The following is a 15,682-nucleotide window of genomic DNA, read 5'->3' as shown; positions in this document are numbered from 1 at the left end:
AATGCCATTTTTTGCATGTTGTTGATGAAATAGAAAGACGATAATATTTTATCTGTTCGTCATACTTCACTGGCAGAGTTGTGATGGCAGTTAGCGGCTATCGAATATCGCTACTGCCGCTTAAAATATTTTGAATTATTGATATTTGAATAAAAGTAATCGAATTTATAGGGTTTAAATTATGGCAGTAAGAGAAATTATTGAAATTCCAGATGAACGACTGCGTATTAAATGCAGCCCAGTGACGGATTTCGCTGCGGTACAAACCTTAATCGACGATTTGTTAGATACCATGTACAGCACGGATAACGGCATTGGCCTTGCTGCCACGCAAATTGCTGAAACTAAATCCATTATGGTGATTGATATTTCAGAAAACCGTGATGAGCCCATGGTATTTGTTAACCCTGAAATCGTCGAAAGTGAAGGGGAAACCAGTTATCAAGAAGGGTGCTTGTCTGTGCCGGAAATCTATGCGGATGTAGACCGTTTCCTGCGCGTTAAAGTGAAAGCGTACGATAGGCACGGTAAAGAGTTTGAAGTGGATAGTGACGAGTTTTTAGCAATTGTCATGCAACATGAAATTGACCACTTACACGGTAAAGTGTTTCTTGACCACTTGTCGCCGTTAAAACGCAATATGCTGTTGAAAAAACTGAAAAAGCAGCAACGTCTAAAGCAGCAACAATAGGCTGTAATCCCGAAGGGAAGAGGGTGTCAGGCTTGTTGGCCTGACACTTAAATTCATTCCATGGGGCGAACGACTAACGGGGTGTCTGGCTCATCAAATTGGCCATAGCTATTATTGAGTACCCGTTTTTGGTCTAATTGCTTAATTTCTTTGCTTAAAAAGTTTAAATGCTGTTGTAAATATTCTTTAGTAACGCGTTCATTTTCAATAATTTTATGCAATAACTGAATAAACTCTTCAGTTATTGGCTGCTGTTTTTCGAACGCTTGCGTTAACTTGGTGAGGTTTTCCACCGCAAGGACATATTCTGTCTCTCGGGAGACCAACGTCTCCCATTCCCCGGATTGCGCTAAGGCAACTAAATTTTCACTTAATACTAAGACATTACGGTATATTTCTTGTAAATCGATAGGATTTTTATTGTCCACCTGATTATCTTTCATCCACATTTGCACCGATTTGTTGCCACGCAGAGGCGATATCGGAGAGTAATTGGTAAACTTCTTGGACATAAGCCACGTTGTTTTCGAGGTTGGCACGGAGTAGCTGCATAGTCATATACTCATACAAACTTGCTAAATTTTTTGCAAGTTCGCCGCCAGCTTCATAATTTAACGACTGCTTTAACCCAGTGTCAATGATGTCGATAGCTTTTGAGATTTCTTTACCTTTTTCCGCCACCTTACCTTGCCGCATAAAAATCTCCCCGCGTTTTAGGGCACTTAGCGCCCCTTTAAACAGGATTTGAATCAGTTGGTATGGGGTCGCGTTGGTGATTTCACTCTCCAAATCGACCTGCTGATAGGCTTGCTGTGCGTGTCGTTGATACATGTTTTTAACCTAAAAGTATTAGCCTAATAATCGGCCTAATGAATTACTGGTGCTGTTCAGTGACGTCATCATTTTATCGAGGTTTTGGAATTGACGACGGTACATGTCCATGGTGTTTTCGATTTGTTTATTGGTCTGCTCAATCCGTTTGTCTAAGCTTTTCTTTTTCTTCTGGATACCATCGGTGGCGTTGTGCAGGGTGCCTTCTTTGCTGTCCAAGGTGTCTTTCAAGTAGTTAAAGTTTTCAGTCCCAAAACCAGTTTCTTTACCGTCACCGGCAAAAAACACTTTGGCACTCGATGGGTTTTCTTTGAGCACTTTATCTAGCACTTTATTATCGATTTCTAAGGTGCCATCCAGTTTTTGTTTAATACCCATTTTAGCCAGAGTATCGACTTCCCCACTGGCTTGTGGCATACGAACTTGCGTGCGCAGGGTGCTCTGGATCATGCGTAAAGTGGAATCACCAATTAGTGGGCCATTGGTTTTATCTGGTGCGGTGCCTTTTTCCGTTGGGGTGTATTTGGTGAGCTCTTTGGCTAACGTTTGGAATTCATTATAGGCATCTACCCACGCTTTAATTTTACTTTTGGCGGGTTCAATATCTTCCGAAACGATTAAATGGTCAGCTTTACCGTCTTCACTTTCTTTTTTCAGTGTTAAGGTTAAACCAGGAAATAAGTCTTTGGCTTCATTGGTTTGTGATTCTAATTTGAAACCATCGATTTCCAATAAGGCAGTTTGTGGAGCCACTTTTTGCACCATACCACTGGTGTCGGCATTTTTTAAGGTAACCTTACCATCCGCATCAATTTCAGACTCAACATTAAGAATAGCAGCCAGTTTGTCATCGCCTTCCACATTGATACTAATACGGTTTTCACTACCTTCTTTTTTAGAGGTAACGACAAGGTGATAGATATTGTCTTTATCTTTGATGACGGATGCGGAAACGCCTTTATCAGTTTTATTGATGGCATCCGCAATTTCAATCAGTGAGGTGTGCTCGTTATCCAGTTTGATAACGATTTTATCTTTATCTTCTTTTTGTGACGGCTGTGTGATGGTAATGGTTCGCTCAGGTGCACCATTGCCCAGTAATTCTTTATTGCTATTGTTAGGTGTGCCTTTGGTGGCGATAGTTTGTGCTTTTGCTAACTGAGTGACTATCACATCATGTACACCCGCAACCGCTTTACCGTCAGTTTTTACATCAAAGGCTTTATATTCGCCATTCACTTTGGTGGTGCTGATATCACCATATTTCTTTAAATCTTCAGCCGCTTTTTTGAGTTTCTCTAAGGACGACTGCATTTTGCCAAAGGCGCTAATTTGCGCGTCATAACTGGCTTTTTGCGTGGTCAGTGGCTCTAAGCGACGGCGCTCCATCGCTTCTAATTGGTCCATTTGTACGTTTAAATCTAAGTTTGACCCGATACCGAGTGTGGATATTCCTGCCATGTTTTCTCCTATTCTATGTCTGTGACATAAACTCTGAAATAAAATTTATTTAGAGTCTTATCGGCAAAACGGAGCAAAATTTTAGACTATTCTGAAAAAGAGTGATGGCGAGAGCTGATAAGAGAAAAGTAGGTAATTATCCCTATTGAAAATAAATAATAAGAAAATTAATAAAAATAAATGGATGTGTTAAAAATGAAAGTGTTAAAAATAATGGCATTAAAAGCGGGCTGTAAAGCCATTTCCAACCTTACAGATAAAAATTTTCATCAAAAAGCCTAAAGGGGACTTTTTTGTAGCCGATAACCTAGTTGCTGACGAAATTCATCAAGTTAAGCATTTTGGCTTAACGCATTAATTTGAATAATAAGGATCACATCATGGCACAAGTTATCAACACTAACATTTTGTCTCTGACCACTCAGAACAACTTAAACCGTTCACAAGGCGTACTGGGTACGGCGATTGAGCGTTTATCTTCCGGTTCACGCATCAACAGCGCAAAAGACGATGCAGCTGGCCAAGCGATTGCTAACCGTTTTACTGCAAACGTGAAAGGTTTAACCCAAGCAGCACGTAATGCTAACGACGGTATTTCTATCGCACAAACTGCGGAAGGTGCAGTTAACGAAATCAACGATAACTTACAACGTATTCGTGAGCTGACTGTACAGGCAAGAACGGGTTCAAACTCAGACTCTGACATTCAATCAATTAAAGATGAAGTTAAGTTGCGTATGGATGAAATTAACCGTATTTCGGAACAAACTCAATTTAATGGTGTTAAAGTATTGCAAGATACAAGCACATTAAATATTCAAGTTGGTGCTAATGATGGAGAAACAATAGGTATAAACCTGCAAAAAATCGATAGCTCGACATTAAATATTGATAAATTAGATTTAAGCGTGAAAAGCCGTCTTGGTGAACAAGTTAAAGACCTTGCTACAACAGAGGTTAAAATTGATGGTGCTCCAGCTGCAGCTGTGAAATATGACGACACGGGTTCTACTGGTAAGGTGTTTGCAGATAATAATGGTGATTTATATTATGAAGAAAGCACTGGTAAGTTTAAAAAATTATCTGAAGATAATTTCAAAGATAATGGCCAATTAGATATAGCAACGACAACAAACCTTAAATATTCTTCTCCAGTAGGAACTCCAGTGGCAGCAACGAATGCAACTGAAGTTATAGCTGAAAAGAAAGACATGAATGCTATCGAATTGGGAGCCGGTGAAGAACTCATTCAAAAAATGGATGAAAAAACAGGACAAGCTATTAAAGGTGAGTTTTATCTGAAAAAAGATGATAAATATTATGAAGTTAAACGAACTGATTTTGATTCAAGTACAGGAAAGTTAGATCCTGCTAAAGTAGATTTATCAACCGCTACTGACGTTAAAATGGGAATTTCCGATGAGCCTCTAGCTGCTATTGATGATGCTTTAAAACAAGTTGACTCATTCCGTTCTTCTTTAGGTGCTATCCAAAACCGTATGCAGTCTACTATCAATAACCTGAACAACTCTGTTAACAACCTGAGTGCAGCACGTAGCCGTATTCAAGATGCTGACTTTGCGACAGAAGTTTCTAACATGAGCCGTGGTCAGATCCTGCAACAAGCAGGTACTGCTGTGTTAGCACAAGCTAACCAAGTTCCACAAGGTGTTCTGAGCCTGTTACGTTAATTCGTAATTGGTGAGTTATAAAGGCCAGCAATGCTGGCCTTTTCTTTATCGAACGGTCGTCATATTTCAAGTTGTAGATGTGTTGGCTTCACAAGGTCACCCGAATCACGTACCTATGTACGCTCATCGGGATAATCGCCTTCGTCGCCTACCTGTGTACAAACTATTTAGGGCTCGCTTTAGCGTTTTTTAGGTAAATTCTGTATGGTTTTAGTGCTGGCTTTTGCACAGCTGTAAATTAATATATTTGATAGCAGAATAAAAATAATAATCACCAGAGGGTAGTTAACCAGAAAACCAGACTCATAAACATAGGGTAGGGCAATTCCGCCAAAGATATCCCCTGTCAAAAATGCGGTTTGTATTAAAGCAAAAATATGTTCGGCATTCCCCTTGCGGGCAATCTCCATCTCAACCAAATTAATTAATAGTGAGCAAACGGTTCTAAACATATACATGGTAATAACCGAGATGGCGAAAATAATCGGGGAACTAAATTTTATTGACCAAAACATACCATAGAGCATCAGCATGCATAAACCAGAAAAAACGAGTAATGAGATAGGTTTATCTTTGTCAGAAAAAATAAACATAAAAAGGTTCTTGAGTACTAGCCCGGTGATCACACCTAATGATAGCACTAGGCCAACATTTGTATCTGAAAAGTGCATGTTTTTTAAATACACCGGAATAATGGGTAAGATCAGTGCCCAACTGGCGCCACTGATAATAAATGCAATGAATAAAATTAAATCTGCTTTACTGAGAAAAGGGAAAAATGAAGTGGTTTTTTGGGGGGGATTCTTAGCTAATGGTGTTTTATTCAGTGGTATTTTTAATGACGGGATGGCAATTATGGCGATTAGTACCATACCTCCACTAATTAACAAAGCCGAACGATAGGGGGGGGTGATCAATAATCGATAAAATTGTGACTAGCCCCCCAGCAATAAAAGCCCCAAGGCTTTGTGCTACTGTGCTTAAATTATCAGTGTGCAACAGGACTTTATTTTGTTCCTGTTTATCAATATTAAAAATCAGTGATTTTAGCGCAATAGCGATAATACTTGCACCCATCCCTGCCATCAAACCTGAAGTCACGGCGATAGCCATCCCTGTGGGATAGGCTCTAAGAACAAGGCCACACCCATACAGTAAAAAGCCCACAATTAAACCAGTCTTAGTACCAAATCGGAATAGCCCTTTGGCATAAAGTAGTGAGCACGCCCCCGCAACCGCCATCATTATGTATGAAATTGAAAATAACTTCAATTGCGCTTGCTGTTCCCAATAGATGGGTTGTAATGTTTTGGATATCCATATCGGGAAAAGAAAAAAAATAAAAGAAATATATTTTGTATATCATTTTTCTTCTTAATTATTTAAGTTTAAATTAAAAGATAATAACTTCAAAATATCTATATGTCATTTTACTTTTTAATTAAACTAATATGCTATTACATTAGTGAATGTAAAAATACATTATATAAGTTAAATCTGTCAAATAATAGGTTGTTTACCTTGTTAGTCCGAATTAACTTAATGTTTAATTAATATTAATTGTATTTAATAATGATATTATTTATATATAATCCATTAATCTGATTATTTTCTTTGTCATTATTTCCCATATCTAGTGCTATGTTTACTTTGGTTCTCATGCTTATTGTTAAGCTAGCTTGCTGCTTACCGATAACTTTACTTGCTTTAAGAAGGCTAATTTAGTCAATAACAAAGTCTAAAGTCCAAATCTGCAATTTAATGACAAAATCACTTCTCAATAAAACAACCACTCCCTCTTGTATTACCAGTAAAATTCCCTAAAAATTGTGTTAAAACAATCGTTAACATTGCAATCATTCAAATTTTACCTATTTAGGATAAGGCAAATAAAGCCACATTTAGTGCCTTACTCTACGGATTGAATTCAAAACCAACACAGATAATGAATAACTTTTATAGAGCTTGAAGGGTGATTCAGGTTGTGAGTGATTTGTATACTGCCGAAGGTGTGATTAATAAAAATAGCCTATGGGAGCGTTATTACCCTCTAATACGCCATGAAGCCCTAAAACTGCAAGTTAGACTACCCGCTAGTGTTGACATTGACGACTTAATTCAAGCGGGGGGCATAGGCTTACTGCATGCATTGGAACGTTTCGATGTGACTCAAGGGGCGTCATTTGCCACTTATGCGGTGCAAAGAATACGGGGTTCGATGCTAGATGAGCTGCGCAGCCGTGATTGGGTGCCACGTAGTGTACGCCGCCAAGCGCGTGAAATGACCAAAGCCATTGGTGCGCTGGAACAATCTTTAGGGCGAAGTGCGACTGAGCCGGAAATCGCCAAAGCGCTGGATATTGACCTTGCGGAGTATCGCCAAGCGCTACTAGACACCAATAATAGCCAACTGTTTTCCTATGATGAATGGCATGAGGTTCATGGGGAAAGCTGTGAGCCGCAAATGGATGAAGATGATGGCGGTAACCCGCTAAGTTTGTTGCTGGATTCCAGTTTACGCGACCAAATAGCCGCCGCGATTGAGCAGTTGCCAGAGCGCGAGAAGATGGTGCTGACGCTGTATTACCAAGAAGAGCTGAATCTGAAGGAGATTGGCGCGGTGCTGGAGGTGGGGGAGTCAAGGGTGAGTCAGCTGCATAGTCAGGCTATTAAGCGCCTCCGCGGCCGCCTCAGATAGATGCTCGTCATACTTCGCACCACAGCGTTGTTGGCTTCACTAGTTCACCCTAGTCACATATTTGTGTATGCTCCTAGGGCTAAACTAGCTTGCCGCCTAGCTGTAGCACGAATTATTTAGAGCATACGCATAGGGGTATTTTAAAGCTCATTCAAATTTGTTTTTTCTACTATATTTCTACGCTTTTAACGATGTTACTTTCTATTATTCATCCAGCTCTGCCGATCTAACCAAAAAATTCTCTGCCGTGGTGTGCCATGCTCTTGGGGATTGGGTGAACCCCAGTTTTAAGTATTCGGTGAGGTTGCTGTCGGTGGAGAAAAATAAAATCTGGCAGTCGGCGGGGAGTTCTTCAGCGACGAGGCGCATTAATTGGCGGTCGATACCGTGTTTTTGATAATGCATATCAACGGCCAGTTCGCAGATATAACAGCAAGAACTAAAATCCGTCACCGTGCGGACAAAACCGACCACCTGTTCCTCATCCCATGCACTAACCAATAAATCCGCGTTATTCAGCATTGCATCTAATTGAGTGAGATTATCGGTTGGCACCATTTCTTTAAATGGTGACTGGCGAATTAATCGAATAAAATCCTCAATAGATATGGCAAAATTGACTTTATAGTTCAGGCGATTGGCAAGAGCATCCATAGAGTTCCCCTATTAATCAAACGGCACTCTTATAGGTTTAGCCTGAAATAGCGTAAATTTCCTGTTTTTTGTGGAATTTTATCATGGCCTAGCTATTCCAATTACTGCGTAAATGTCCTAAGTTAAATTCAAGGTCGTTGTGATGTTTAACCCAATTGGGTAAATACCATAAGAATTCTATTCAACAGATAAGTGAACGAGATATGACTATGGAACTAAAGGATTATTACAGCATCATGGGTGTTAAGCGCACCGATGATTTAAAAACCATTAAGACCGCGTATCGCCGTTTAGCGCGAAAATATCACCCCGATGTCAGTAAAGAGCCAAATGCAGAAGCGCGATTTAAAGAAATTGCAGAGGCGTGGGCGGTACTCAGCGACAAAGAAAAACGCGCGGAATACGATGAAATGTGGGAGCACAGAAATGATCCCTATTTTAACCAAGCCAACCAAGGTCAACAAAGCCACACATATTCTCAGCAAGGGTTTGATGCGGGTGGTTTTGATGACATTTTTTCATCGATGTTTTCCCAACGTACACGTGGTGGCACAAGGCAAGCACGCAGTCACCGCGGGCAGGACTTAGAAGTTGAACTGGCTGTTTTCCTTGAAGAAACCCAAGAACCACATAAACGTACCATTAGCTATAACTTACCCGTCTATAACGCTTTTGGTTTTATCGAAAATGAAGTTCCCAAAACACTTAATGTGACTATCCCGGCAGGGGTGATTGATGGGCAACGTATTCGCTTAAAAGGGCAAGGCACAGCGGGGGAAAATGGCGGTGAAAATGGCGATCTATGGATAACCATCCGCATTGCACCACATCCATTATTTGATATCAAAGGCCATGATTTAGAAGTGGTCGTGCCGCTTGCGCCATGGGAGGCAGCCCTCGGAACTAAAGTCACCATTCCAACATTAAAAGACCCGATTGTGATCACCGTTCCTGCTAATAGCCAAGCTGGCCAAAAATTACGCCTTAAAGGCAAAGGGCTGAAACATAAAGGCACAGCTGGGGATCTGTATGCGATTATAAAAATCGTGATGCCGAATAGCAGTAATGCAGAGTCGGATGCACTATGGCAGAAGTTGGCTGAGAGCCATACGCACTTTGACCCGCGTAAAAATTGGGGAGGAAAATAATGGAACAGTTAACCACATTAACCGTTATTGATTTTTGCGTTCATACCGGTATTGCTGAAGATGAATTACAGGAAATTGTCGGCCTTGGGATAATTCAACCTATTGAAACTACTAATGAATGGTTGTTTGACGACCAAGCGGTAGTCATTGTGAGAAGAGCCGTGCGTCTTTATCATGAATTAGAAATTGACTGGCCGGGCATCGCAATGGCGATGAGCCTAATGGATCAAAATGAAATACTCCGACGCGAAAATGAGATGTTGCGTTTACAGTTAAAACGTTTTATTGGTTAGTTAGCCAATAATTTAATTATTCACCACCACAAGCCTTAATAAGTAAATTAGGTTTGTGGTGGTTATAGTTGCTATTTGTTTTTTAAACTAATCATGTTTTTAATTTTTATAAGACATATAATAAATTTGATGCTTGTTGGATATATATGTCACTGTTATTTTTTTTCATGTTGGAACACATAGGGATATATACATGAAAAATACTATTATCATTTTCATGAAAATAATTGGCTTGGTATTCACATTTTAATAAATGTGCTTATTCTTTTTTGACATCACTATCAATTTTCAGGGATATCCATGCTCAAGAGAAAAATCAAAGATTGATATCAGAATTAAATCAAAGAAAAGAATTATAAAACCTGCCGTTAAAAAATAAGGAAGAAATGAAAATAGTATTAGAAAAATGGAATCAAACTCATCATATGTTTTAGTTAATGAAGTTAGAACACAAGGAATTCTAGCACTCCTTTGTATTACCCATCGAAATTAAAGGTAAATAATTGGTCATTACATTGGAATATTCAAGCTAACCCATAATCTGTGTAGGAGAAGTTTATGGTTGAACATAAAATACCACGTTTGAAGCGTTTTATTATCTACTATCTGATGTGTTTATTTATATTATTTCCGATTAATCCATCTTGGGGTAGTAATGTTTTAATTTTAGGGAGTGACTCTTCAGTTTATCAAAAAAACAGCACCACTATTGTTAATATAGCTACTCCAAATGAAAATGGTATTTCGCATAATAAATACCAACAATTTAATATCCTTGAAAAAGGTATTATATTAAATAATTCAAAGAATACAGTAAAAACTCAACTCGCAGGGGACATAAATGGAAACAATAAGTTAAGAGGAATTAATGCAGAACTGATTATTAATGAAGTTGTAGGTGATAGTCAGTCCCAGTTACTTGGGAAATTGGAAGTGGCGGGAAAATCTGCGAATGTGATTATAGCAAACCCAAATGGAATAACGTGCAATGGATGTAGCTTTATCAATGTTCCCGCGCTCACCCTAACAACAGGAAAACCATTTCTTGGTAGCGACGGTCAATTATCTGCTATTGAAGTAAAAAAAGGGACGATCACCATTGGCAATAAAGGAATGAATGCCGAAACCCCAAATTATACGGATATTATTAGCCAAGCAATGGTTCTTAATGGACAAATTAAAGGGAAAAATGTCTCATTGATGCATGGGAATAATCGTATTGATTTCCAAAAAGGAACTGTAACATCAATTAATGGCGAAATACAAAGCCCTATTATTGCTATTGATACAAAAGCACTTGGAGGCATGTATGCTGGCCAAATAAAATTAACGAGTACAGCATCAGGTATAGGAGTCAATTTAAATAACATTTACACCACTCAAGGGAGCTTAATACTAACTGCTGATGGGAAAATTACAACAAATGGTAATATTCAATCAAAAAATGAAATTAATGTTAGTGGTAAAGAACTCTATATTAAGAAAAATGCAAAATTAAATGCGGAAAATGATATTACCCTTGCGACAAATTCTTTAATCAATGAAGGCGAGATTATAGCAGGTAAGGACATGCGTATTTTTTCTAATACAATTAAAAATACGGGTGAAAAAGCACTTGTTCAAGCGAAAGAAAATTTGTGGATACAGAAAAATGCAATTGGAGATTTAAGTCAATCTATCGTAAACAAGTCCGCAACGATTAAAACAGAAAAGGGAGACTTGGTTGTTAGAGCGAAAGAGGTTGCAAATAACCGAAGCTTAGAGGGACTATATTTTACCGCTCAAGGTAGTGATGATAAAAAATCTGTTTTTTCCAATGATGCAATGGGTAAGGAATTTAAAAATCCCATTATTTTAAACCCGATAAAAGAAGGAATAACAGATGATGGAGTTCTTTATTTTCTGACACATAATTATGATGTGCCCGCCTATGATTTTAGAGACTGGCAAAATAGTTATTTTGTCAATTCTGGGATTAGTGACCCAAAAAGAAACTTGGAGTTTTTAAATAGATTGCTTGGTGGTACAGTTCCCATTTCTTCCCTACCTGTTATTAATCTAGGAAATTATAAATATGCCTATAAAACCATTGGTAAAACAGGTGATATCTTGGCTGGTAAGAACTTATATATATCCGCTAATGAATTATTAAACTATGGTAGTAATATAAAATCAAAAGAAAATATGATATTGACAGGGAGGAGCTTCATAAATAGTAGTTTATTAGTTCAAAACGAACATGAGCGTTATTATAGGTTTACACCAAATGCCATGCGGAATGAATTAACATTCACAGATAGCCCTGCCATTAGCAATCAATTTATAGATTATAGTATTACTGGGTATAGACTACCTGATGAGACTTTTGCATTACGCCAAATAGACTACCCTATTTATGCTCCTGCCAGTATTTTCGCAGGTAATAATTTTATGAGTGATTTCTTAGAGGATGTGGATTTTAGATATACATCCAATGATAGAATATCACTAGGTAATGGCTTTGTTAAAGGCATTATTAATAAACCTGATTATGGCAACTCAAAAGCAAGTAAGCTATATCCATCTAATCGCTATTCTCACCTTGATTATTATGATGATAAACCTTTCATCGTTCTACCAAAAGATAAAGAAATCATTCAGGATGTACCTAATATTGTTACTGCTAAAAATGTTTTTATCAAGGGGGGAAATGTTAAAATTAATCATGGGTTAAAATCCGAACAGGATGTATACATATTTTCTAATACAAATATTGATTTAGAAAATGCAGAAATAGATACAAAGCATGATTTTATTCTTTCAGCTGATAAAAATATAGAAGTAAGGAAAAATAGTCAAGTAAATGCAAATAATGCGTTTATAAAATCTTTACAAGGCAGTGTGTTGATTTCAAATGACACGCCTGAAAGATATTACAATAAAAATGGGAAAGCATATGAAGGAAATATTTCAGTTAAAAATGATATCTTAGTGCAAGCAAAAGGAAATGTAATTTTCCTCGATTCAGTGATAAAACCTCTAAATAATTTCTCTGTAAATGCAGGTGAAAATATATTGTTTTTGGAAAACGATATAAATACCCCTAAGATACGAGTTAAAGAGTTATGGGATAGTGAAAAATATAAAACTAATTTTAATAACTTTCTTAACAATAGAGGGAAAATACAAACAAATAAAGACTTATTGCTTCAAGCGGGTGGTAATTTATTTTCATCAGGTTATGGTTTTTATTCTAATAATAACATTAATTTTATAAATGGCTCTGAGCTTTCAATTAGACCTCGATTCTCGTCTGGTGAATATGATGCTGTTCTTACGGACACACTAGATGCATATTTTTTACCAGAAAAAGCGAATGAATTAACGCGAGTATTATCTCATTCACAAATACAGAAACTAATTGCTCCCATTTCCGCTAAAAAAGATCTCACTATGATGAGTGGTGAAGATATGGGGATTATTTCAGCTAACCTTTCGAGTGGGGGAAACATCACACTATCAGCGGGCAAACAACTTACTCTTGATTCTACATCATATTCCTTGACTGACTTTCCAACTAGGAATTTTTATGAAAGGAAAAATTTAGTCACTTCAATAGAGAGTGGTAAAGATATTGTTTTAAGTTCTGCTGGAGATTTTGTTAGTCGAGGCGCTAAGTTAGAAGCAGGTAAAAATATCACAATTACAAGTGATAACAATATCAAGTTTGAAGCATTAACAGAGGAAAGTCGAAAAAATAATACAGATAAAAGGGAACAACGTAGATCAGAAATTCATAGCGGGAAAAATATCACTTTATTGTCAAATGGTAGTACATTATTTCAAGCAACAAAACTTGCAGCGAAAGGCTTTATTGATATTGCAGCTAAGGGGGGGATCCTTTACGCACAATCTATGATTGAAACGACTAAGTGGGAGGAAGAGCGCAAATATTGCAATCGTTTTTTAGGTATAAAATCATGCTTCTGGGGTTCGACCCATGAAATAAAAAACTTTCAATCTGCTACGAATAAAGTCTCTGAATTTGTCGCAAATAAAGATATCAACTTATTTGCCAAAGACGATATCACATTAGAAGCTACAAAACTCAACACCAGACAAAATGCAAAGATAACTAGCCAGACTGGTAAGGTGAATTTTAAAGCAGTTAAAAATAGTAAGTTTGAGCAAGTCATTTCTAATTCAACTGGCTTTTATATTACTCACTGGGATAAGGGATATAAAGAGGACTCATGGGTATTACCCTCATTACATATTGGTGGTGCATTGACTGTTGGTGCCGCGAATGGTGTGAGTGCAGATGTTAAAGCTAAAAATGCTCAAAATTTAGAAAGTGTCCTTAATGAATTAGGGAAAAGGGATGAAACTAAATGGCTAGCCAGTTTAAAAGATCGTAAAGATATCCAATGGGATATTGTTAAAGATGCTTATGAGCAATGGGATTATGAAAGTCAGCATTTAAACCCTGTAGTGTCAGCATTGATTATGATTTCAGTTGCAGCAATGACTCACGGAACGGCAACCGAGTTTGCAGCTTGGGCATCATCCGGATCTAGTGGTGTGACAGGAGGTGCAATATCCGGAGCGGCTTATAGTGGCGTGATGGCTTTATCAGCTCAAACAGCTAATGCATTGGTTGAAAATAAAGGAGATTTAACAAAAACATTTAATGCATTAGGCCGGAGCGAAACGGTTAAATCGATTATTACCCAGATGGCTGTTTCCGGCGCACTCAGTGGTTTAGATGTTCATATGGAGTGGGGAGCAGGAACTGGGGCTGAAGCGAAGCTACCTTTATTGAGTGATGGTGATTGGAGTAATGTGGCACAACGTGTTGCGGCACAATCTGTTGTTAGTTCAAGCATTAATACATCAATTCAAGGTGGCAGTTTTACTCAAAATTTAAAAAATGCATTTTTAGGTAATGTCGCTAATCAACTGAATGCAGAGGGTGCTAGGCTAATTGGCGATAATGGGCAAATTTTAGGTCAATCAGGGAAAATGCTCAGTCACGCTGCTGTGAGCGGGCTTGCTGCTGAGCTTTCAGGTAACAATACAAAAGGTGCTGTTGTTGGTGCTCTCGCTGCGGAATTTGCAGCGATTGCTCTAGATGATAATTTAATTCAGGCGCATGAATGGAAAAAGAAAGCAGAACAAAAAGCTCAAATGGCGAAAGCTTTTGGCGGATTTGCAGGTGCGATATTTACTGGCGAACCCGGAGGGGTTTATAGCGCAGCAAATAGTGCTGAGAATACTTTTCGTTATAACTATTTATCTCACAAGCAACGTGAGTTAATGGAAAAAGAGCTAGCTGCTGAGCCTAATCTTTTTAAGCGTGCTGGGATCCATATCAAATGGGGATTAGCCAGTAGTCATCAGGATGGTATTTTTGCTGCCGGTTTCGTTGCGGGAGTTCCTGCAGAGTTATGGGATACATTAAAAGATGTTGTAAATGGAACAATAAATTATGAAGAAACATGGGATGGGATACGTGCTTTATTAACAAGTGAAACAATGTTCAGTGATATAGCTGAGGGTGAAAAACAAGATATTCTAAATCGAATTAATAAAATTGAAATCGAATATCAGAAAGCTGGAGCTGATGGTGCGTTTAATGCGGGTTTAGAAACTGGTCAACTATTTACTAAGGTAGCAGGATATATTGTTACTGTTAAAAGTGCTGCTAGCATATCAGCGAATTCAGGCCGATATGTTGATGCGCTATTGAATGGTAAAAAATCTTGGCCTATTATAGATATCAAAGAAATATATAGAATTGAGCCGGACGGTAGAAAAACCTATATGGCTTTTGGAGAAGGCGTTTACAAGCAAGGCTATCCATTTGAAGATTATATTGGTAAATCTAGAAAACTAGCGGATAGTGAAAGGTTACCTGCGGGGACGGAAACATTTGACTATTTTACAAAAAATAAAGAAGCGATAAGTGTAAAAACATTAGATACGGGAGCTAAAACATATCAAAACCCAGTTAAGATCAGTTCAAAAATAAACGGATATATAAATGATGTGGTTAATTTTAAAGGGATAGACCAATCAAGGCTCACACTATTAAATTCAGATATCAAACTAAGGACTATAGAAATAGCAATCCCAAGCAAAACAACTTCAGCTCAATGGGTGGAAATTAATAAATCCATAGCTTATTCTATAGAGAATAATATTAATATGAAAATTACAGTAGTAAAATAGGGGGG

At 37.9% G+C, this 15,682-nt stretch carries 12 protein-coding genes; 6 read left to right on the top strand and 6 right to left on the bottom strand.

The window, feature by feature from the left end; all coding sequences use genetic code 11:
• Window positions 1-181 precede the first annotated feature (181 nt).
• Window positions 182-691 (top strand): peptide deformylase, encoded by a 510-nt coding sequence (def, locus tag FVA72_RS13425; protein ID WP_110591528.1) that lies wholly within the window; start codon window positions 182-184, stop codon window positions 689-691.
• A 53-nt stretch (window positions 692-744) separates the two neighbouring features.
• Here def and fliT read toward each other — a convergent pair whose 3' ends face one another.
• Genes fliT through fliD form a run of 3 tightly spaced genes read right to left on the bottom strand, consistent with a single transcriptional unit; the run spans window position 745 to window position 2,983 of the window.
• On the bottom strand, window positions 745-1,134 hold the full coding sequence (fliT, locus tag FVA72_RS13420) for a flagellar protein FliT (RefSeq protein WP_094961189.1): 390 nt from the start codon (window positions 1,132-1,134) through the stop codon (window positions 745-747).
• Entirely contained in the window at window positions 1,124-1,522 is a 399-nt protein-coding gene (gene fliS, locus FVA72_RS13415) for a flagellar export chaperone FliS (protein ID WP_110591529.1), read from the bottom strand. The genes fliT and fliS overlap by 11 nt, the downstream gene beginning before the upstream one ends.
• 18 nt (window positions 1,523-1,540) lie before the next feature.
• Window positions 1,541-2,983, bottom strand: coding sequence for a flagellar filament capping protein FliD (gene fliD / locus FVA72_RS13410; protein WP_110591530.1), 1,443 nt, complete (start codon window positions 2,981-2,983; stop codon window positions 1,541-1,543).
• Window positions 2,984-3,363: 380 nt separating this feature from the next.
• On the opposite strand from fliD, the gene FVA72_RS13405 reads away from it, so the two are divergent.
• On the top strand, window positions 3,364-4,674 hold the full coding sequence (locus FVA72_RS13405) for a FliC/FljB family flagellin (protein ID WP_110591531.1): 1,311 nt from the start codon (window positions 3,364-3,366) through the stop codon (window positions 4,672-4,674).
• A gap of 179 nt (window positions 4,675-4,853) precedes the next feature.
• Here the strand turns inward: FVA72_RS13405 and FVA72_RS13400 are convergent, their stop codons facing one another.
• Together FVA72_RS13400 and FVA72_RS21730 are read right to left on the bottom strand one after the other, a co-directional pair.
• Entirely contained in the window at window positions 4,854-5,546 is a 693-nt protein-coding gene (locus tag FVA72_RS13400) for an MFS transporter (protein WP_243154704.1), read from the bottom strand.
• Between the two features lie 7 nt (window positions 5,547-5,553).
• Window positions 5,554-5,946: a hypothetical protein gene (locus FVA72_RS21730; RefSeq protein WP_243154703.1), complete on the bottom strand. Its 393-nt coding sequence runs from the start codon at window positions 5,944-5,946 to the stop codon at window positions 5,554-5,556.
• A 712-nt stretch (window positions 5,947-6,658) separates the two neighbouring features.
• Between FVA72_RS21730 and FVA72_RS13395 the strand changes: the two genes are divergently transcribed.
• Window positions 6,659-7,372, top strand: coding sequence for an RNA polymerase sigma factor FliA (locus FVA72_RS13395; RefSeq protein WP_094961194.1), 714 nt, complete (start codon window positions 6,659-6,661; stop codon window positions 7,370-7,372).
• Window positions 7,373-7,576: 204 nt separating this feature from the next.
• On the opposite strand, the gene FVA72_RS13390 is transcribed toward FVA72_RS13395, so the two are convergent.
• Window positions 7,577-8,026: a GNAT family N-acetyltransferase gene (locus tag FVA72_RS13390; RefSeq protein ID WP_004255552.1), complete on the bottom strand. Its 450-nt coding sequence runs from the start codon at window positions 8,024-8,026 to the stop codon at window positions 7,577-7,579.
• A gap of 209 nt (window positions 8,027-8,235) precedes the next feature.
• On the opposite strand from FVA72_RS13390, the gene cbpA reads away from it, so the two are divergent.
• The 3 genes from cbpA to FVA72_RS13375 all read left to right on the top strand — a co-directional run bounded on the left by cbpA (window position 8,236) and on the right by FVA72_RS13375 (window position 15,677).
• Window positions 8,236-9,174 (top strand): curved DNA-binding protein, encoded by a 939-nt coding sequence (cbpA, locus tag FVA72_RS13385; protein WP_110591563.1) that lies wholly within the window; start codon window positions 8,236-8,238, stop codon window positions 9,172-9,174.
• Window positions 9,174-9,467, top strand: a complete 294-nt coding sequence (locus FVA72_RS13380; protein ID WP_004255543.1) for a chaperone modulator CbpM — start codon at window positions 9,174-9,176, stop codon at window positions 9,465-9,467. The genes cbpA and FVA72_RS13380 overlap by 1 nt, the downstream gene beginning before the upstream one ends.
• 558 nt (window positions 9,468-10,025) lie before the next feature.
• On the top strand, window positions 10,026-15,677 hold the full coding sequence (locus tag FVA72_RS13375; protein WP_110591564.1) for a DUF637 domain-containing protein: 5,652 nt from the start codon (window positions 10,026-10,028) through the stop codon (window positions 15,675-15,677).
• The last annotated feature ends 5 nt before the right edge of the window (window positions 15,678-15,682 follow it).

Origin of the sequence: Providencia sp. PROV061, assembly GCF_011045655.1 — a bacterium.
In the GTDB taxonomy this organism is placed as follows: Bacteria; Pseudomonadota; Gammaproteobacteria; order Enterobacterales; family Enterobacteriaceae; genus Providencia; species Providencia hangzhouensis.
The sequence above is the reverse complement of the archived record's forward strand: the minus strand, read 5'-3'. Positions and strand labels throughout refer to the sequence as shown.